Below are 17,341 nucleotides of genomic sequence, written 5' to 3'. Positions count from 1 at the left end.
CCGGCTGTGCCGGTGATCGCTGGCAAGCCGGCTACCACAGTTACAGCACCTGTCTTGAATCCAGCACAGTGCCTGTGGGAGCGGGCAAGCCCGCGAAGCAGGCAACGCGGTGTCTGGCACCGGCTGCGCCGGTGTTCGCGGGCACGCCCGCTCCTACAGGTCCTGCGCATGCCTTGAATCCAGCGCAGACCTTGTGGGAGCTGGCTTGCCGGCGATGGGCTACGCAGCAGCCCCTCATTCCTGAGCAAACCGCATCTCCCGGGTCTCCCCCATCAACAGCGGCGCATTCGCCTCCGTCACCCCTCGGATGTAATCCCACAGCAGGGTTATCCGCTTCAACTTCCTCAAATCCTCCCGGCAATACATCCAGAACTGCCGTGTCACCTCGATCTCCTCCGGCAACACCGTCACCAGCCGCGGGTCCTGCGCCGCCAGGAAGCACGGCAAGATCGCCAGCCCACGCCCCTGTAACGCAGCCGTGTACTGCGCAATCACGCTGGTACTGCGCAAATGCGCGCTGGCGCTGGGGATCAGGTTGGCCAGGTACAGCAGCTCCGAACTGAACGCCAGGTCGTCCACGTAGCTGATGAACGGGTGCCTGGCCAGGTCCGCGATCTGGTTGATCGGTGCATGGCTGTCCAGGTAGCCCTGGGTCGCGTACAGCCGCAAGCGGTAGTCGCACAGCTTGCAGCACACATAAGGCCCATGCTCCGGCCGCTCCAGGGCGATGACGATGTCTGCCTCGCGCTTGGACAGGCTGATGAAGTGCGGCAGCGGCAGGATATCCACCGAAATCGCCGGGTAGGCATCGACGAAGTGGCTTAGCTGCGGGGTGACGAAGAAGCTGCCGAAGCCTTCGGTGCAGCCCATGCGCACATGCCCCGACAACGCCACACCCGACCCGGACACCTGCTCGCAGGCCATGTGCAGCGTGCTCTCGATCGACTCGGCATAGCCCAGCAGGCGCTGGCCCTCGGCGGTGAGGACAAAGCCGTTGGTTCGGGATTTCTCGAACAGCAAGGTGCCCAGCGCCCCCTCCAGCGAGCTGATGCGCCGCGACACAGTGGTGTAGTCCACGCTCAGGCGTTTGGCGGCGCTGCTGGCCTTGCGCGTACGCGCCACTTCCAGGAAGAACTTCAGGTCGTCCCAGTTGAGCGCGCTCAGGGATGTGAGGTCTTTTTGCATGATGATCCGGTTTTTTTGTGCGTTCTTGTTGGATGTTTGCACATCTATACTCGAAACAAGCCTCAGGACGCCACCTCGCGTTTGCACGGCGCTGGCGATCTCGTCCCGACAATAATTCCAAGGAGAACGCAGATGAACGCACCGCAATCCCCTAACCAGACCAAAATCGAGCAGGTCAAGCTGCTGATCGACGGCCAATGGGTCGAGTCCACGACCACCGAATGGCGCGACATCGTCAACCCGGCCACCCAAGAGGTACTGGCGCGCGTACCGTTCGCCACCGTCGAAGAAGTCGACGCGGCCGTGGCCGCTGCCCAACGTGCCTTCCAGACCTGGCGTAACACGCCGATCGGTGCGCGCATGCGCATCATGCTCAAGCTGCAGGCGCTGATCCGCGAAAACACCAAACGCATCGCCCAAGTCCTCAGTGCCGAGCAGGGCAAGACCCTGGCCGACGCCGAAGGTGATATCTTCCGCGGCCTGGAAGTGGTCGAGCACGCCGCCTCCATCGGCACCCTGCAGATGGGCGAATTCGCCGAGAACGTTGCCGGCGGCGTCGATACCTATACCCTGCGCCAGCCGATCGGCGTGTGCGCCGGCATCACCCCGTTCAACTTCCCGGCGATGATCCCGCTGTGGATGTTCCCGATGGCCATCGTCTGCGGCAACACCTTCGTGCTCAAGCCGTCCGAGCAAGACCCGCTGTCGACCATGCTGCTGGTCGAACTGGCGCTGGAAGCCGGCATACCGGCTGGCGTGCTCAACGTGGTGCATGGCGGCAAGCAAGTGGTGGATGCCATTTGCACCCACCAGGACATCAAGGCGATTTCCTTCGTCGGCTCCACCGAAGTGGGCACCCACGTGTACAACCTGGGCAGCCAGCACGGCAAGCGCGTGCAGTCGATGATGGGCGCCAAGAACCACGCGGTGGTGCTGCCCGATGCCAACCGCACGCAAACCGTCAACGCCCTGGTCGGTGCCGCCTTTGGTGCAGCAGGCCAGCGCTGCATGGCCACCTCGGTGGCGGTGTTGGTGGGCAAGGCCCGCGAATGGCTGCCGGATATCAAGGACGCGGCCAGCAAGCTCAAGGTAAATGCCGGTTGCGAGCCAGGCACCGATGTGGGCCCGGTGGTTTCCAAGCGCGCCAAGGAGCGTGTGCTGGGCCTGATCGAAAGCGGCATCAAGGAAGGCGCCAAGCTGGAACTCGACGGCCGTGACGTCACGGTGCCGGGTTACGAGCAAGGCAACTTCATCGGCCCGACCCTGTTCTCGGGCGTGAAGACCGACATGCAGGTGTACACCCAGGAAATCTTCGGCCCCGTGCTGGTGACCCTGGAAGTCGATACCCTCGACGAGGCCATCGCCCTGGTCAACGCCAACCCGTTCGGCAACGGCACCGGCCTGTTCACCCAGAGCGGCGCGGCAGCGCGCAAGTTCCAGAGCGAAATCGACATCGGCCAGGTCGGCATCAACATCCCGATCCCGGTCCCGGTACCGTTCTTCAGCTTCACCGGCTCGCGTGGCTCCAAGCTCGGCGACCTCGGCCCGTACGGCAAGCAAGTGGTGCAGTTCTACACTCAGACCAAGACCGTCACCGCCCGCTGGTTCGATGATGACAGCGTCAACGACGGTGTGAACACCACCATCAGCCTGCGCTAAGGAGAGAGTCATGCGTATCGCATTCATCGGGCTCGGCAACATGGGCGCACCCATGGCCCGCAACCTGATCAAGGCCGGGCACCAACTGAACCTGTTCGATCTGAACAAGGCCGTGCTGGCCGAGCTGGCAGAACTGGGCGGGCAGATCAGCCCCTCGCCCAAGGACGCGGCGGCCAACAGCGAGCTGGTGATCACCATGCTGCCGGCTGCTACCCATGTGCGCAGCGTGTACCTGAATGAAGATGGCGTGCTGGCCGGCATTCGCCCCGGCACGCCGACCGTGGATTGCAGCACCATCGACCCACAGACTGCGCGTGATGTGTCCAAGGCCGCAGCGGCCAAGGGCGTGGACATGGGCGATGCGCCGGTGTCCGGTGGTACCGGCGGCGCGGCGGCAGGCACCCTGACCTTCATGGTCGGTGCCAGCACCGAGCTGTTCGCCACCCTCAAGCCGGTACTGGAGCAGATGGGCCGCAACATCGTGCACTGCGGTGAAGTGGGCACAGGGCAGATCGCCAAGATCTGCAACAACCTGCTGCTGGGCATCTCGATGATCGGCGTGTCCGAGGCCATGGCTCTGGGCAATGCGCTGGGCATCGACACCAAGGTGCTGGCCGGCATCATCAACAGTTCGACCGGGCGTTGCTGGAGCTCGGACACCTACAACCCGTGGCCGGGCATCATCGAAACCGCGCCGGCATCGCGTGGCTATACCGGTGGCTTTGGCGCCGAGCTGATGCTCAAGGACCTGGGGCTGGCCACCGAGGCTGCACGCCAGGCGCATCAACCGGTGATCCTGGGGGCCGTGGCCCAGCAGCTGTACCAGGCCATGAGCCTGCGCGGCGAGGGTGGCAAGGACTTCTCGGCGATCGTCGAGGGTTACCGCAAGAAAGATTGACGAGCGAGGACTTCATCGCGGGCCAGGCGGCCTTCCCTCTGTAACTGCGCACCAGAGGGAAGGGCGTCTGATCCGCGATTTTTTTTTGCCGCCGGGCGGCCAGATTTATTCCGCGTGTTGTGATGGATTTACTTACATTTGCGCAGGCAACAAGCATCTTCAACCCAAGATGTCAATTTGCTATAGTTTCCAGATAGCGAAGCCCGAGCCATCTTCATGTTCAAAATAATAGAGTCAATCAAAGCCGCTCGTTACAAACGACTAGTCAGGTCTCATGGGGGTAAGATTGCTGCCGGGCCATCAACATTCAGTAAATATGCCAGTGCTGATCTAGAGGAATATGTTCAGCTCGGCCATATAAAAATCCGGTCTTCCCAAGTCGGAATTGGTGCTTACACCTATATTAGAAGTGGTACCCATCTTTCATTTGTATCTTCCATAGGTCGATTCTGCTCCATTGGCTCCGATTGTGTCATTGGTCAAGAGAAACACTCACACCCATCCTCCTGGGTAAGTACCCATCCATTTCAGTATGAAGATGGAGGAAATCTGGAGTACCGAGCTGATGAAGCGCTTGCCCAGATAGGCCACGACGTATGGATTGGCGCCGGAGCCACTGTCCTTGCAGGCGTGAAGGTCGGGACCGGAGCCATCATCGCGACCAAGGCTTTGGTGTCGCGTGATGTGCCGCCGTATGCGATCGTCGGTGGGAATCCGGCCAAAGTCATCAAGTATCGACATGCTGAAGACATCATTGCCAGGCTCATGGACAGCGAGTGGTGGGATTTGGATACCGCTACCTTGAGAGAACTGAATATGGCAGACCCGGAAAAGTTCCTGAGGTCTATCGAAAGTCGTACCTCACGAGACAAAGTAAATTACAGAGTCGTTTGTCTTTCTCAGAAGGGTGTAAAACCTTTGAAGAGTGACCGCTCGTAGTCGAGGGGAGATGTGCCAAAGGCTACTATTTGTACTTGCGGCAGGATATTTTATTCGTCTCGCGGACTCATTGGTTATCATGCTTGAACCTGAGCGGCGTCATGTGGGATTTATTGTGCATCCCACATGACCAGGCAAAGTCCGCTTATGAATCAAGCGAAGACAAAGTACTTGCGCACGGTCTCGACCACTTCCCAGGTGCCTTTCATCCCCGGTTCGATCACGAACACATCACCCGCTTTCAGGTGCTTCGGCTCTTCGCCTTCCGGGGTGATGATGCAGTAGCCATCGAGGAAGTGGCAGAACTCCCACTTCTCGTAGTTGACCTCGAACTTGCCCGGGGTGCAGATCCAGGTGCCCATGATCTTGCTGCCGTCGGCCGACAGATAGGCGTTGAGGTTGACGGTGTGCGGATCGCCGCCGATGCGCTTCCACTTGGTGGCGTCCACGACCGGCGTCGGGCAGGTTTCGCGCAGGACGGTGATGAAATCGGACATGGCACAACTCCTGGTGACTGACTGAATGACTCGTCACCATAGGGCCATCGGCCGAGCCGCAGTTGCCTGGGCTCGACGTCCAGCTGTCTGGTCGCGCTATGCCAGGCGGTTGACCTCGACGGTGATGTGCGCCAGTTCCTCGTGTACGCCCAAGGCCTGGCGCACGCTGTCGGCGCTGAGTTCGGCCCGGGCGGCCAGACCGAGAATGCAGGCGTACTGGTCCTTGCCCACGCGCCACACGTGCAGGTCGGTGATACTGGCCGGCACCGGCAGCTGCGCGACCACCGCGCGGATTTCTTCCACTACCGGCGCGTCCATCTCCGCATCCAGCAGCACTCGCCCGGTATCGCGCAGCAGCCCGCGGGCCCACAGCGCCACCAGCAGCGCACCGACCAGGCCCATGACCGGGTCGAGCCAGCCGGCGCCCCAGTACTTGCCGGCCAGCAGGGCGACGATAGCCAGCACCGAAGTCGCGGCGTCGGCCATTACATGCAGGTAGGCCGAGCGCAGGTTCAGGTCGTGGTGATGGTGGCCATGGTCATGGTGATGGTCGTGGCCATGGTGGTGATGATCGTGATGGTGATGGTCGTCACGCAGCAGCCAGGCGCAGATCAGGTTGACGGCCAGGCCCACGACGGCGATGAAGATCGCCTCGTCATAGAGGATCGCTCCCGGTGCCAGCAGGCGCTCCACCGACTGGAATGCCATCAGCCCGGCCACGCCCAGCAGCAGCAGGGCGCTGGAGTAGCCACCGAGAATCTCGATCTTCCAGGTGCCGAAGGCAAAGCGCCGGTCGCCGGCATAACGCCGCGCGGCGGCATAGGCCAGCAGCGACAGGCCCAGGGCCAGGGCGTGGGAGCTCATGTGCCAGCCGTCGGCCAGCAACGCCATGGAATTGAAGAACCAGCCCCCGGTAATTTCCGCCACCATCATCACCGCGGTCAGCCACACGGCCAGGCGCGTCTTGCGCTCGGCGCCCAGGTTGCTGGTATGGAACTGGTGGCTGTGCTGCCAGCGGTCTGAGGTTTGTGTCGCCATGGTTTATCATGCTCCCGGAACGTCGAGAAATATACTATACCCCAGTATACCTAGCATGGTGTGAAACCCAATGGCACATACCCTGAAGAGCAAGAAGCAGCTGCTGACCCGGGTGCGCAAGATCAAAGGCCAGGCCGCCGCCCTGGAGACAGCGCTGGAGCAGGACAAGGACTGCCTGGCGATACTACAGCAGATCGCCGCCGTGCGCGGTGCGGTGAACGGGCTGATGGCCGAAGTGATGGAAGGGCATATCCGCGAACACCTGGTGGCGGACGGGCTGAGTGCCGAGGAGCGGCAGGAGGAGGCGGACAAGGTGGCGACGTTGCTGCGGTCGTACCTCAAGTAGCAGACCAACGGCACCAATACCCTAGGGGGGTATTGGTACCCGATGGTACTTGCTGATTTCCTACGTGTCAGAAGGCATGTTCTTACTTTGCCATCCAATCTGTCCGCTAGTCGCGACGCGTGTGCATAGTGTGTAGTGCGCTTTGTTCTGGTCAATTCGGTGTGTATGATACACATCGACTGCCGAGGAAGAATGAATGCGCAGTCGTGAAGTTATCCAGCTTATTGAAGCCGACGGCTGGTACCAGGTTGATGTGAAAGGTAGTCATCACCAGTTCAGGCACCCGAAAAAAAGGGGGCGAGTCACGGTTCCTCATCCCAAGAGTGAGCTCCCCAAGGGCACAGTACGCAGCATCTTGAAGCAGGCTGGCTTGATTCAAGCCAACGGCACTGCCAGCACGAGCATCAACGGAGGTAGTCAATGAAATTCCCGGTCGTATTGCACAAAGACGCCGACTCGGACTACGGCGTGACCGTACCCGATGTGCCCGGTTGCTTCAGCGCCGGTGCCACTGTTGCAAAAGCACTGGAGAATGTTCAGGAAGCGCTGGCACTGCATTTTGAAGGGTTGGTCGCAGATAACGAGGCGTTGCCGCAGGCACAGGAAGTCGATGTCCATGTGGCGAACCCTGACTATGAAGGTGGGGTCTGGGCTGTTGTGGATTTTGATGTCACCCCGTACCTGGGCAAGGCGGTTCGCTTCAATGCAACGCTGCCGGAAAACCTGCTTCAACGAATCGACGAAAAAGTGAAGCGTGATCATCGCTATGCGTCCCGCTCCGGTTTTCTGGCGTCGGCTGCACTGCGAGAGTTGGCCCTTTCGCACTGATCGGTAGGCTCACTTTCGCTACGCCCACCAATACCGCACAAAGTGGAAGAACACCGGCGCGGCAAAGCACACCGAATCCATGCGGTCGAGCATGCCGCCGTGGCCTTCGATCATGTGCCCCCAGTCCTTCACCCCACGGTCGCGCTTGATCGCCGACATCACCAGCCCGCCGAAGAAGCCCATGGCGTTCACCGCCAGCGCCATGAGTGCGGCCTGCCAGAAGGTGAAGGGGGTGATCCAGCACAGCAGGGCGCCGATCAGGGTGGCCAGTGCCACGCCGCCGGCCAGGCCTTCGACGGTCTTGGATGGCGACAGGTTGGGCGCTACCTTGTGCTTGCCGAACAGCTTGCCGCACACGTACTGCAGCACGTCGCTGATCTGCACCACCAGGATCAGCCAGGCAATCAGCAGCAGGTTGCGGCCCTCGTAACCCGGGATGTCCAGGGTCATCAATGCCGGTACCGACGACACGCAGTACACCGCGATCATCAGCCCCCACTGCACCTTCGAGGCGCGCTCGAGAAAGCGCGTGGTGTCGCCGCCGAAGCTGGCCAGGATCGGCAGCAACAGGAACAGGTACACCGGGATGAAGATGCTGAACAACCCGTACCAGTCCATGGCGATCAGCACGTACTGCACCGGCAGCGCCACGTAGAACGCCGCCACCAGTGCCGGGTAGTCGCTGCGCCGGGTCGGGGTGAGCGTCATGAACTCGCGCAAGGCATAGAACGATACGCCGTAGAACAGCACGATCACGCCGTACTTGCCGAACAGGAAGGCGATGCCGATCACCAGTACCATCACCCACCAGGCGTTGATGCGGGCGTTGAGGTTGTCGATCACCGCGTGCGGTGCCGGGCCGGCGCGCCATTTGAGCAGGCGGCCGATCACGCTGGCGAGCAGCAGCAGGGCGCCGATGCCGGCGAACAGGGAAAGGGTGTTGTCGTCCATCTCAGGCATCCTTGGGGGCCAGGTTCAGCAGGGCCTGGCTGGCCCGCTCGAGAAAGGCTTGCTTGCTTTCATCCGCCTGCAGGTGCAGCGGCTCGCCAAAGCTCAATGTGCACAACAACGGCAACGGCAGGGCGCGACCCTTGGGCATCACCCGGTTGAGGTTGGCGATCCATACCGGCACCAGTTCGACTTCGGGGTTGGCTGCTGCCAGGTGGTACAGCCCGCTCCTGAACGGCATCAGCGGCTCGTCGCCGAGATTGCGAGTGCCCTCCGGGAAGAAGATCAGCGAGTCGCCCTGGGCCACGGCTTCGAGGATCGGCTGCAACGGGCTGCCCTGGCCGGCGCTGTGTTGCCGGTTGATCAGCACACCATTGAAGACCTTGCGGATGAGAAAGTCGCGAATGCCCGGCTTGGCCCAGTAGTCGGCGCCGGCTACCGGACGGGTACGCTTGCGCAGCGGTTGCGGCAGCGAGGCCCACAGCAGTACGAAGTCGCCATGGCTGCTGTGGTTGGCGAAATACAGGCGTTGCACCGGCAGCGGCGTGCAGCCCAGCCACAGGGCGCGGGCGCCGGTGATCAGGCGGGCGGCGGACGTGATGAGGTAGGCGGTCAGGTCGGCGAGCATGGATCGGTAGTCATCCCTTCAAAGGCAGTGTCAGCAGGGTAGCCAAGGCCAGCGACAGCTGCAGGCCCAGGCACACTGCCTGGCGGCGTAACAGGGCCAGCGCGGCCTGGCTGCGTGCAGGCCAGGCGCGGGAATCGGTGGTCTGCGGTTTGAGCTTCAGCTCGACCAGGGCGTGGTCCAGGGCCTGGGTGTCCGCCGCCAGGTCGCGGCTGGCGGCGAGGCGGGCGAACAGTTCGGCATCCAGGGCCACGCGAATGGCCCAGTACTTGTGCAGCACGCCTAGTACCAGCAGCGCAATGCACAGCAGGCTGGCCAGTGGTTGCAACTGTGCACCCAGCAAGGGCGCCAGGCCGTAGGCCAGGGCCAGCAGGGTGAGGCCGTCCGACAGGCGTTCCAGTTGTTTGCCACGGCCCAGCAGGCTGGCCACTACGTACAGCGTCATGGTTGTGTCCCTAGCTGTTGCAAGGCCTGGCGGTGTGCGCTGTGCAGGACCACGCCGGGGCGGGCCTTGCGGATCAGCGCCTCGGCTTGGCGAGCATCAGTGCAGCGGCCCGTGAGCACCAGCCAGGCGGCCACGGCGCTGGCACTGCGCGAATAGCCCAGGGCGCAACAGACCAGCACCGGGCCTTGGGAGCGCAGGCGTTCGATGGCGATGGCGGCCTGGTGCAGCAATGGGCTTTCCGGGGCGATCAGGTCCAGGGTAGGAAAACATGCGTAGCCAACGGCGGACGCGACCTGTGTAGGAGCGCTGTCCTGAACATGACACGGTAGCTCCGCGCACAAATCGACTACCGCAGCGAACTGCGCACCACACCCAGGAATCCGCCCGAGGTAGACGCCATCACACACTTCATCCGCCTGCGGGTGTCGCCAGGTCCACAACCTCGAGTTGACCCACGCCCCCACCAAGTACGGCGCCAGCAGCCAGCTGGCCGCATTCGACAAGCGCCCATCGGCGCCTTTCTGAAACCCGCCTGCACCGAGCACGCCATAGTTCAGCGCCACCAAGGCCAGCGACACGGCCGGCCAGGTCAACCACAGCCAGGCGCCGCCCAACGCAACGGCAGGCACTGCGCACAGCAGCCCACCCACTGTATAGAACAACGCCAACCGCCAACGCTTGGCATCCCGCGCAAGGCGCACCTGCTGCCAGGGCAGCTGCCCTTGATGTGGCCACAACCAGACGCAGACGAACCCCGCCAATGCCCCGGTCGGCACGTCGATGAAATGGTGCTGCCAGGTGGTCAGCACCGACACCCCGATCAGTGCCATCCAGCCATGCATCAGCCAACGCCAGGGCTGGCGTTGTACGTGCCGGGCAAACATCGTCCAGATGATCACCAGCAGGGCAATATGCAGTGAAGGCGCCTGGTTGAACGGCTTGTCGAAGCCCATCAGCACATCGAACATCCAGCCGAACACCCCGCCCAGTTCCGGCCGCTCGAAGGTGAAGCGCAGCGGCCAGAGCAGGAAGCAGCTGACGCTGATCAGCTGCGCGGTGAGCAGCGCCAGCGCGTGCCGGTCCATTTCCTGGCGCGTGCGCGGCAGCAGGAAGGACAAACCGTAGAGCAGGTCGATCGACCAGTACGGGATGATCGTCCACGGCCACAACGGCATGCGGCTTTCCCAGCCGAACACCAGGCTGCCGACATCACTGCGCCCGGCCGTGTGGTTGTTCGCCAGCCCGTAGCTGAGGAAAAACAGCGGCCCCAGCAGCAGAAGCCAGAATACGCCCCGGCGGATCAGCCCGGGCTCGCGTGATGGGCTCATTCAGCGCACCCGTTGCGCCAGGCAGACGCTGAAAATGCCCCATTCATCGATGCGCTGGGCCAGCTTGCGGAACCCCGCCGCCTCTACCAGCTGGTCCATTTCGGCCTGGCTGCGGCGGCGCATCACCCAGGCCTCGCCGCCGCGGTGGCTGGTGAGGGCGCGGGCGATCATTTCCAGTTGCGGGTGCCACGGCTGGCCGGTGTAGACCAGGTAGCCGCCATCTTCCAGCGCATCGGCCAGGCCGGCCAGCGAGTTGCCTACCAACTGGTTGCTGGCGAACAGTTCGTACAGCCCGGAGACCACGGCCAGGGTCGGTGGTTGTTCCAGGGTGGCCAGGCTCTGGCGGTCGAAGGCATCGCCCTGGACGAAGCGGGCGATGTCGGCCAGGCCCTTTTCGGCAATCAGTGCGCTGCCTTGCTGCACGTTCAGTTCGCTGTAGTCGCGCAGCAGGATCGAGTCCGGCAGCTGTTCGAGTTCCTGCAGGGCCTCGAGGATGTAGCGGCCATGGCCAGCGGCGATATCGACGATGTGCACCGGCCGCTGCTGTTCGCGCAGGCGGGCGATGGCCAGGCGCAGCAGTTCCTCTACGTGCAGCTTGCGTTGGCGGATGCCACGCCAGCCGATGGCGTCGAGGTAGTTCTGGTCGATCAGGCGGCCGAGCTTGCCTTTGCCGGTCGGCTGGTTGCGGTACACGTAGTCCAGGGTACTGCCCGAGTCGAAACCGGTATCGAAACCCAGCTTCACACCTTCGGACAGCCCCTTGCCCAGGTGCAGCCCGGCGCGGGTGGCACGCCAGTAAAGGTCGCGGGGCGAGTTGCGCGGCAGCGGTGCGGCCAGGCTTTCGGCCTCGGCGCAGGTGGCGCCGGTCTTGTCGGCATCGAGCAGTGACGGCAGGGCGGCGGGGCTGGCGAAGCAATGTTCGACGAACCGCTCGATACGGCGCAAGGCATGGGCCCGATCACGCTCGCCAAGGGTGTCGTGGAAGAAGCCTGGCAGGATGTGCATTTCCTTGCGCGCACTGCCCAGGCGTTCGAAGAAGCGTTCCTGCGGCTGGCGTTCGACCACGAAGTCGGCACCGGACACCAGCAGCTGGGTCGGCAGCTGGATGGCCTGGGCATCCGCCACCACCCGGTCGGCGGCTTCGTACAGGCCGAGCAGCATGGTTACCGAAATCGGCCGGCTGATCAGCGGGTCGGCCACATACGACATGACCCGTTCGGGGTCGTGGGTGAGCAGGCGAGGCTTTACGTAGCTGTTGACGAAGAAGTTGCCGCGCAGGGCCTTCAGCAGTTTCAGGCCGGGGCGGGCGAACGGCACGTACAGCTTGACCTTGAACGCTGGCGAGGCCAGCACCAGGCAGCGCACCTTCGGCGCGTAGTCGTGGGCCCAGGTGGCGACCAGCACGGCCCCGACACTTTGCGCCAGCACCACCAGGTCCTGTTCGGCAATGCCATGGCGGGCCTGGATGTGCTCGATGAAGGTCTGCACGTCGCGCACACTGGTGGCGAACCCCGGGCTGTCGCCGCGCGCGCCCGGCGACTGGCCGTGGCCGCGGGCAACCCAGGCGAAGAAATCGTAGCCCGGCATATCCAGCTCATCGGCCAGGTGGGCCATGCGCCCGCCGTGTTCGTGGCCGCGGTGGAACATCACCACGGCCCGGCGTGGTTGGTGTTGGTTACGGGTGGCAGGCCAGTGACGGTAGTGCAGCTCGACGCCGTCATGGGTGGAGAAGTGCAGCGCTTGCGCTTGGCGCATGGTCGACATCCTTTTACGACGGCTGTGGGCTCAGCGGGTTTCGGCCAGCCCCTGGCGAACCCGGTTGTAGAGGGTATAGAGCGAGAGTGCGAGGATGACCAGCAACAAGCCGTTGATCCAGGCGCCGTTCAGCACGCCAAAGGCGACGCCGGTACCCAGCACGCCGAAGGCGAACGCCCGGTCGCTCTTGCCCATGGGGCCGTCGTAGCGCCGTGAGGCGCCGGCCAGCGGGCCCATGACACCGGCGTATTCGCTGAAGGTGGCGCTGAGCACCACGAGTACGACCAAGGTTGGCGTTACACCCGCCAGCAGGGCGAAGGGCAGGTACAGCGCGGCATCGGCGATCACGTCGCACAGTTCGTTGAGGTAGGCGCCGAGGGTGGATTGCTGGCCGAACTCCCGGGCGAGCATGCCGTCGACGGCGTTCAGTGCCATGCGCAGCAGCATCCAGACTGGAATCAGGATGAACAGCCAGGTGAGATGGGGCAGGGCGGCCAGCAGCAGGCCCAGCAGGATCGACAGCAGGGCGGCGGCGACAGTGACTTGGTTGGCGGTGACTCCGCGGTCGTAGAGGCGCTGGACAGCAGGGCGGAGCATGGCCTGGAAGCGCGGTTTGAGCTGGTAGATCGATGCCACTGGAAAGTCCTTTTCGGTGGGGCGTTACGGCGCCATTGTGTGTGAGCCTTCTTCGCGGGTAAACCCGCTCCCACAGGTATAGCGTCCATCCGAGAGATACCGCATACCCTGTGGGAGCGGGTTTACCCGCGAACACGGGCGAAGCCCGTGCCATCAATCGCGGTGCCTGCTTCGCGGGCTCGCCCGCTCCCACAGGTATAGCGTCCATCCGAGAGATACCACATATCCTGTGGGAGCGGGTTCACCCGCGAACACGGGCGAAGCCCGTGCCATCCACTCCGTCAGCGGGTGAGGGTAGTTACCAACCCTGCGGCATACCCCGGCAATGCCGCAAAATCGCGTGCACACACCAGCAACCGGCGATTGGCCCATGGTTCCGTCAGCGCCACCCAGTGCAACGGCAATACCCCTTGCCAACGTTTCACCGCAGCCAGCGGCACCACCCCCACCCCGGCCCCGCCCGCAACCATGCGGATCACGCCATCGAACCCTTCGGCACGCACTCGAACCCGCATGCGCCGCCCCTCGCGCAGTGCCTGCTCTTCCAGGTACAACGCCAGTGCACTGCCAGCCCCCAGGCCGACATAGCCATGGGCCAGGCTATCGATGAAGCTCGGCGCGACCTCGTTGGCCAGCGGGTGGCGCTGCGGCGTTACCAGCACCAGCGGGTCTTCGCGAAACGGCCGGGTCTGCAGGTGCGCGCTGGGTGCGGCGGTCGAAACGATGCCCAGGTCTGCCATGCCCTGGGTAATCGACTGCACGATGCGCAGGCTCGGCAACTCCTGCACGTCCACGCTGACTCCAGGGTTTTCAGCCAGGTAGCCGGCCAGCAGCTCTGGCAGGTACTCCGTGAGTGCCGCCGTGTTGCACAGCAGGCGCACCTGGCCCTGCTGCCCTTGCGCGTACTGGCCCAGGTCGAACTGCAGGCGCTCGACCTGCTGCGATATCAGCCGGGCATGCTGCAGCAGTGCCTGGCCGGCCGGAGTTGCTTGTACGCCACGGCGGTTGCGTTCCAGCAAAGGGATGCCCAGCGATGCCTCCATGGCGCGGATGCGCGCACTGGCTGCTGCCAGCGACAGATGGCTGCGGCTGGCACCGGCGGTGATGTTGCCGCACTCCAGGGTGTGCTGGAACAGCCTGAGGTCGATCAGGTCGAAATGCATGTGGCTCTGTCCTGGCAAGAGTCTGGCTGAGTATATGGCAGATTTTCAGCCCGGCCGACGCACGCCATCATCGGCCCATGAATACCTTGCTCGCTTTCTACCAGAACATTGGCCTAGCGCTGTCGCTGCTGGTGGTACTGACCTTCCTGCTGGCCGGCGCGGTGAAGGGCGTGATCGGCCTCGGCCTGCCGACCATCGCCATGGGCCTGCTGGGCTTGGCTATGTCACCGGCGCAGGCTGCGGCATTGCTGATCGTGCCGTCAACCCTCACCAACCTGTGGCAGCTGGCCAGCGGTGGGCACCTGCGGGGTTTGCTGGCACGCCTGTGGCCGATGCTGGCGATGATCTTCGTCGGTACCTTGCTGGGCAGTGCCTGGCTGGGAATCAACAGCGGCCCTTGGGCCGCACATGCACTGGGCGCGGCCTTGATGGTGTATGCGCTGTACGGGCTGGTCGGCCCGGGCCTGCGCCTGGCACCGGGGCGGGAGCCTTGGCTGGCGCCGCTTTGCGGGCTGGTCACGGGCGTGGTCACGGCGGCGACCGGGGTGTTCGTGATACCGGCTGTGCCCTACCTGCAGAGCCTGGGTTTGAGTCGGGATCAGATGGTCCAGGCCCTGGGCCTGTCGTTCACTGTTTCGACCCTGGCCTTGGCCGTTGGCCTGGCCGGGCAGGATGCCCTGGGTGGCCAGGCACTGGGTGCTTCGCTGCTGATGCTGGCGCCGGCCTTGCTCGGCATGCTGGCCGGCCAGTGGCTGCGTCAGCGCATCAGCGCGCTGCTGTTCAAACGCTGCTTCTTCATCGGCCTGGCCGCACTCGGCGGCCATTTGCTGATCAGCGGTTAGCGCTTGATGCGCTGAGCATGTCGATCATCTGGATGTCGAAGTCGCGTTCCAGGTAGTCCATGCGTTTTTCGAAGAACGCTGTCATGTGCGGCAGGGCCGAATGCACATCCAGCGCGGCCTTGTCGGCCCAGACCTCGAAGAACACGAACAGGCTCGGGTCCTGCTTGTCGCGCAGCATGTGGTACTCGATGCAGCCCGGCTCCTGGCGGCTTGGCTCGACGTAGGCGCGGAACAGGGTTTCGAACGCTTCAGCCATTTCCGGGCGGGTCTTGGCTTTGAGGATGAAGGCGTACTGCTCACTCATGGGTCGCTACTCGTTGATGGGAGGTGATGCGATTCTAAGGCAATAATGTATTGTTCATTCGTGACTTCAGGTCAATTGTATTTTGCCTATGCATTACTGTATCCCGCGCCCGCGAGCCCCTAACCTGCCGGCCTGACTTTTCCGCGAGGCCCGCATGAAGAAGATCCTTTTGCTCAACGGTGGTAAACAATTCGCTCACTCCGACGGTCGCCTCAACGCGACCTTGCACGAAGCGGCCATCGCTCACCTGGACCGGGCCGGTTTCGATGTGCGCCACACCTTCATCGACGGCGGTTACGACGCCCAGGAAGAGGTGGAGAAGTTCCTCTGGGCCGATGTGGTGATCTACCAGATGCCCGGTTGGTGGATGGGCGCGCCATGGACCGTGAAGAAGTACATCGACGAGGTGTTCACCGCAGGCCACGGCAGCCTGTATGCCAACGACGGCCGTACCCGTGCGGACCACTCGCAGAAGTACGGCAGCGGCGGCCTGGTGCACGGCAAGCAGTACATGCTTTCGCTGACCTGGAATGCACCGCAGCAGGCATTCGACGACCCGAGCGATTTCTTCGAGGGCAAGGGGGTGGACGCGGTGTACTTCCCGTTCCACAAGGCCAACCAGTTCCTCGGCATGACCGGGCTGCCGACTTTCCTGGCAGTGGATGTGATGAAGCGGCCGGATGTGCCGGCTGCTTTGGCGGCCTATGAGGCGCATCTGGACAAGGTATTTGGCAAGGCACAGTAAGGTTTTCTCTGTGCCGGCCTCTTCGCGGGCTTGCCCGCTCCCACAGGTACTCCACACTCCTTGAAATCTGTGTGATCCCTGTGGGAGCGGGCAAGCCCGCGAAGAGGCCAACACAGGCACCGCTGGACTTGGCCTCGACAAGCGGCTATCTAATCCCTGCAGAGACCAACCACAGGCGCAGATGTGAAAACCCGATCCGAAGAACTCCAGGTATTCGTCACCGTCATCGACTGCGGCTCGATTTCCGCTGCTGCCGAGCAGATGGGCCAGACCCCGTCCGCCGTCAGCCGTACCCTGTCGCGCCTTGAGGGCAAGCTGGGTACCACGCTGGTCAACCGCACCACTCGGCGCATGGACCTGACCGAGGAGGGCCGCTTCTTCCTCGAACGCGCGCGGTTGATCCTGGAGCAGATGGACGAGATGGAAGAGCGCCTGTCGATGAACCGCCAGACCCCCACCGGGCGCCTGCGCATCAACGCCGCCGCGCCGTTCATGCTGCATGCCATCCTGCCGTGGATCGGCGAGTTCCGCCGCCAATACCCTGGCATCGAACTGGAACTCAATACCGACGACCTGATTATCGACCTGCTGGAGCAAAGCACCGATGTGGCGATCCGCATCGGTGAACTGGCTGACTCCAGCCTGCACGCACGCAGCCTGGGTTGCAGCCCGGTACAGGTGCTGGCCAGCCCGGCCTACCTCGAGCAGCACGGCACGCCGCAGCGGGTCGAGGACCTGGCCAACCACTGCCTGCTTGGCTTCAGCCAGCCCGAATCGCTCAACCACTGGCCACTGCGCCATGCCCAGGGTGACCGCTGGAGCATCCGCCCGGCGCTGATCGCCTCCAGCGGCGAGACCTTGCGCCAACTGGCGCTGGCCGGCGAGGGCATCGTCAGCCTGTCGCACTTCATGACCCACGAGGATATCCGCACCGGGCGCCTGCAAGTGCTGCTGAGCGAAGCCAACAACGGCTACCGCCAGCCGATCCATGCGGTGTACTACCGCAACACCCAGCTGGCGCTGCGTATCCAGTGCTTCCTCGATTTCATCCAGCGCAAGTTGGCGATGTACGCCAGCTGAGTTGCCTGAACGCGACAAATCCTGCCCACAGGCGGCGAAACTTCCTGCGGTTGATTGCACAGTCGAAGCGCTTCGGCCTT

Annotated in this window: 20 protein-coding genes; 9 read left to right on the top strand and 11 right to left on the bottom strand. The window is 63.3% G+C overall.

The genetic code is table 11. The features are described 5' to 3' along the window. Positions 1–234: 234 nt before the first annotated feature. Positions 235–1,185, bottom strand: coding sequence for a LysR family transcriptional regulator (locus B2790_RS13830; RefSeq protein ID WP_025340665.1), 951 nt, complete (start codon positions 1,183–1,185; stop codon positions 235–237). A 132-nt stretch (positions 1,186–1,317) separates the two neighbouring features. On the opposite strand from B2790_RS13830, the gene B2790_RS13825 reads away from it, so the two are divergent. The 3 genes from B2790_RS13825 to B2790_RS13815 all read left to right on the top strand — a co-directional run bounded on the left by B2790_RS13825 (position 1,318) and on the right by B2790_RS13815 (position 4,681). After that, positions 1,318–2,844 (top strand): CoA-acylating methylmalonate-semialdehyde dehydrogenase, encoded by a 1,527-nt coding sequence (locus tag B2790_RS13825; RefSeq protein WP_075046397.1) that lies wholly within the window; start codon positions 1,318–1,320, stop codon positions 2,842–2,844. A gap of 10 nt (positions 2,845–2,854) precedes the next feature. Further along, positions 2,855–3,742, top strand: a complete 888-nt coding sequence (gene mmsB / locus B2790_RS13820) for a 3-hydroxyisobutyrate dehydrogenase (RefSeq protein WP_075046396.1) — start codon at positions 2,855–2,857, stop codon at positions 3,740–3,742. 216 nt (positions 3,743–3,958) lie between these two features. Further along, the gene (locus tag B2790_RS13815) at positions 3,959–4,681 is read left to right on the top strand and encodes a CatB-related O-acetyltransferase (protein ID WP_075046395.1); all 723 of its coding nucleotides are present in this window, start codon (positions 3,959–3,961) and stop codon (positions 4,679–4,681) included. A gap of 152 nt (positions 4,682–4,833) precedes the next feature. Here B2790_RS13815 and B2790_RS13810 read toward each other — a convergent pair whose 3' ends face one another. Next, positions 4,834–5,178 carry a cupin domain-containing protein gene (locus B2790_RS13810; RefSeq protein WP_003258412.1) on the bottom strand — a complete coding sequence of 115 codons (345 nt, stop codon included), beginning with the start codon at positions 5,176–5,178 and terminating at the stop codon, positions 4,834–4,836. Positions 5,179–5,274: 96 nt separating this feature from the next. Further along, positions 5,275–6,216 (bottom strand): CDF family Co(II)/Ni(II) efflux transporter DmeF, encoded by a 942-nt coding sequence (dmeF, locus tag B2790_RS13805; protein ID WP_075046394.1) that lies wholly within the window; start codon positions 6,214–6,216, stop codon positions 5,275–5,277. A 70-nt stretch (positions 6,217–6,286) separates the two neighbouring features. Here dmeF and B2790_RS13800 point away from each other — a divergent pair, with 70 nt between their 5' ends. From B2790_RS13800 to B2790_RS13790, 3 genes are all read left to right on the top strand, one after another. Beyond that, on the top strand, positions 6,287–6,562 hold the full coding sequence (locus tag B2790_RS13800) for a metal/formaldehyde-sensitive transcriptional repressor (RefSeq protein WP_075046393.1): 276 nt from the start codon (positions 6,287–6,289) through the stop codon (positions 6,560–6,562). 196 nt (positions 6,563–6,758) lie between these two features. Continuing rightward, positions 6,759–6,986 carry a type II toxin-antitoxin system HicA family toxin gene (locus B2790_RS13795; RefSeq protein ID WP_075046392.1) on the top strand — a complete coding sequence of 76 codons (228 nt, stop codon included), beginning with the start codon at positions 6,759–6,761 and terminating at the stop codon, positions 6,984–6,986. After that, entirely contained in the window at positions 6,983–7,390 is a 408-nt protein-coding gene (locus B2790_RS13790) for a type II toxin-antitoxin system HicB family antitoxin (protein ID WP_003258416.1), read from the top strand. Before B2790_RS13795 ends, B2790_RS13790 begins: the two co-directional genes overlap by 4 nt. A gap of 18 nt (positions 7,391–7,408) precedes the next feature. Here the strand turns inward: B2790_RS13790 and B2790_RS13785 are convergent, their stop codons facing one another. The 7 genes from B2790_RS13785 to B2790_RS13755 all read right to left on the bottom strand — a co-directional run bounded on the left by B2790_RS13785 (position 7,409) and on the right by B2790_RS13755 (position 14,290). After that, positions 7,409–8,341 carry a phosphatidate cytidylyltransferase gene (locus B2790_RS13785; protein WP_015271818.1) on the bottom strand — a complete coding sequence of 311 codons (933 nt, stop codon included), beginning with the start codon at positions 8,339–8,341 and terminating at the stop codon, positions 7,409–7,411. 1 nt (position 8,342) lies between these two features. Next, on the bottom strand, positions 8,343–8,966 hold the full coding sequence (locus tag B2790_RS13780) for a lysophospholipid acyltransferase family protein (protein ID WP_196182061.1): 624 nt from the start codon (positions 8,964–8,966) through the stop codon (positions 8,343–8,345). A 10-nt stretch (positions 8,967–8,976) separates the two neighbouring features. Then, on the bottom strand, positions 8,977–9,408 hold the full coding sequence (locus B2790_RS13775; RefSeq protein WP_286918999.1) for a hypothetical protein: 432 nt from the start codon (positions 9,406–9,408) through the stop codon (positions 8,977–8,979). Next, positions 9,405–10,736: a phosphatase PAP2/dual specificity phosphatase family protein gene (locus B2790_RS13770; protein ID WP_286918998.1), complete on the bottom strand. Its 1,332-nt coding sequence runs from the start codon at positions 10,734–10,736 to the stop codon at positions 9,405–9,407. The genes B2790_RS13775 and B2790_RS13770 overlap by 4 nt, the downstream gene beginning before the upstream one ends. Next, positions 10,737–12,491: a bifunctional alpha/beta hydrolase/class I SAM-dependent methyltransferase gene (locus tag B2790_RS13765; protein ID WP_286918997.1), complete on the bottom strand. Its 1,755-nt coding sequence runs from the start codon at positions 12,489–12,491 to the stop codon at positions 10,737–10,739. A 30-nt stretch (positions 12,492–12,521) separates the two neighbouring features. Further along, a complete protein-coding gene (locus B2790_RS13760; RefSeq protein WP_286918996.1) occupies positions 12,522–13,127 on the bottom strand; it encodes a CDP-alcohol phosphatidyltransferase family protein in 606 nt (201 codons plus the stop codon). 281 nt (positions 13,128–13,408) lie between these two features. After that, positions 13,409–14,290, bottom strand: coding sequence for a LysR substrate-binding domain-containing protein (locus tag B2790_RS13755; RefSeq protein ID WP_274079094.1), 882 nt, complete (start codon positions 14,288–14,290; stop codon positions 13,409–13,411). A gap of 77 nt (positions 14,291–14,367) precedes the next feature. Between B2790_RS13755 and B2790_RS13750 the strand changes: the two genes are divergently transcribed. Continuing rightward, on the top strand, positions 14,368–15,132 hold the full coding sequence (locus B2790_RS13750) for a sulfite exporter TauE/SafE family protein (RefSeq protein WP_286918995.1): 765 nt from the start codon (positions 14,368–14,370) through the stop codon (positions 15,130–15,132). On the opposite strand, the gene B2790_RS13745 is transcribed toward B2790_RS13750, so the two are convergent. After that, the gene (locus tag B2790_RS13745) at positions 15,122–15,436 is read right to left on the bottom strand and encodes a putative quinol monooxygenase (protein WP_003258316.1); all 315 of its coding nucleotides are present in this window, start codon (positions 15,434–15,436) and stop codon (positions 15,122–15,124) included. The two genes, B2790_RS13750 and B2790_RS13745, sit on opposite strands and share 11 nt — an antisense overlap. A gap of 154 nt (positions 15,437–15,590) precedes the next feature. Between B2790_RS13745 and B2790_RS13740 the strand changes: the two genes are divergently transcribed. Then, positions 15,591–16,181 carry an NAD(P)H-dependent oxidoreductase gene (locus B2790_RS13740; RefSeq protein WP_075046384.1) on the top strand — a complete coding sequence of 197 codons (591 nt, stop codon included), beginning with the start codon at positions 15,591–15,593 and terminating at the stop codon, positions 16,179–16,181. Positions 16,182–16,364: 183 nt separating this feature from the next. Continuing rightward, positions 16,365–17,261 carry a LysR family transcriptional regulator gene (locus B2790_RS13735; protein WP_061303631.1) on the top strand — a complete coding sequence of 299 codons (897 nt, stop codon included), beginning with the start codon at positions 16,365–16,367 and terminating at the stop codon, positions 17,259–17,261. The last annotated feature ends 80 nt before the right edge of the window (positions 17,262–17,341 follow it).

It is taken from the genome of Pseudomonas sp. UBA6753 (genome assembly GCF_002453565.1).
Lineage (GTDB): Bacteria > Pseudomonadota > Gammaproteobacteria > Pseudomonadales > Pseudomonadaceae > Aquipseudomonas > Aquipseudomonas putida_Z.
The sequence above is the reverse complement of the archived record's forward strand: the minus strand, read 5'-3'. Positions and strand labels throughout refer to the sequence as shown.

Excerpts from the sequence above, each read along its gene's own strand:
- B2790_RS13750 (WP_286918995.1), top strand. The coding sequence starts at position 14,368 with ATGAATACCTTGCTCGCTTTCTACCAGAACATTGGCCTAGCGCTGTCG.
- B2790_RS13810 (WP_003258412.1), bottom strand. The coding sequence starts at position 5,178 with ATGTCCGATTTCATCACCGTCCTGCGCGAAACCTGCCCGACGCCGGTC.
- mmsB (WP_075046396.1), top strand. The coding sequence starts at position 2,855 with ATGCGTATCGCATTCATCGGGCTCGGCAACATGGGCGCACCCATGGCC.
- B2790_RS13780 (WP_196182061.1), bottom strand. The coding sequence starts at position 8,966 with ATGCTCGCCGACCTGACCGCCTACCTCATCACGTCCGCCGCCCGCCTG.
- B2790_RS13790 (WP_003258416.1), top strand. The coding sequence starts at position 6,983 with ATGAAATTCCCGGTCGTATTGCACAAAGACGCCGACTCGGACTACGGC.
- B2790_RS13745 (WP_003258316.1), bottom strand. The coding sequence starts at position 15,436 with ATGAGTGAGCAGTACGCCTTCATCCTCAAAGCCAAGACCCGCCCGGAA.
- B2790_RS13830 (WP_025340665.1), bottom strand. The coding sequence starts at position 1,185 with ATGCAAAAAGACCTCACATCCCTGAGCGCGCTCAACTGGGACGACCTG.
- B2790_RS13785 (WP_015271818.1), bottom strand. The coding sequence starts at position 8,341 with ATGGACGACAACACCCTTTCCCTGTTCGCCGGCATCGGCGCCCTGCTG.
- B2790_RS13815 (WP_075046395.1), top strand. The coding sequence starts at position 3,959 with ATGTTCAAAATAATAGAGTCAATCAAAGCCGCTCGTTACAAACGACTA.
- dmeF (WP_075046394.1), bottom strand. The coding sequence starts at position 6,216 with ATGGCGACACAAACCTCAGACCGCTGGCAGCACAGCCACCAGTTCCAT.
- B2790_RS13765 (WP_286918997.1), bottom strand. The coding sequence starts at position 12,491 with ATGCGCCAAGCGCAAGCGCTGCACTTCTCCACCCATGACGGCGTCGAG.
- B2790_RS13755 (WP_274079094.1), bottom strand. The coding sequence starts at position 14,290 with ATGCATTTCGACCTGATCGACCTCAGGCTGTTCCAGCACACCCTGGAG.
- B2790_RS13795 (WP_075046392.1), top strand. The coding sequence starts at position 6,759 with ATGCGCAGTCGTGAAGTTATCCAGCTTATTGAAGCCGACGGCTGGTAC.
- B2790_RS13800 (WP_075046393.1), top strand. The coding sequence starts at position 6,287 with ATGGCACATACCCTGAAGAGCAAGAAGCAGCTGCTGACCCGGGTGCGC.
- B2790_RS13740 (WP_075046384.1), top strand. The coding sequence starts at position 15,591 with ATGAAGAAGATCCTTTTGCTCAACGGTGGTAAACAATTCGCTCACTCC.
- B2790_RS13775 (WP_286918999.1), bottom strand. The coding sequence starts at position 9,408 with ATGACGCTGTACGTAGTGGCCAGCCTGCTGGGCCGTGGCAAACAACTG.
- B2790_RS13770 (WP_286918998.1), bottom strand. The coding sequence starts at position 10,736 with ATGAGCCCATCACGCGAGCCCGGGCTGATCCGCCGGGGCGTATTCTGG.
- B2790_RS13825 (WP_075046397.1), top strand. The coding sequence starts at position 1,318 with ATGAACGCACCGCAATCCCCTAACCAGACCAAAATCGAGCAGGTCAAG.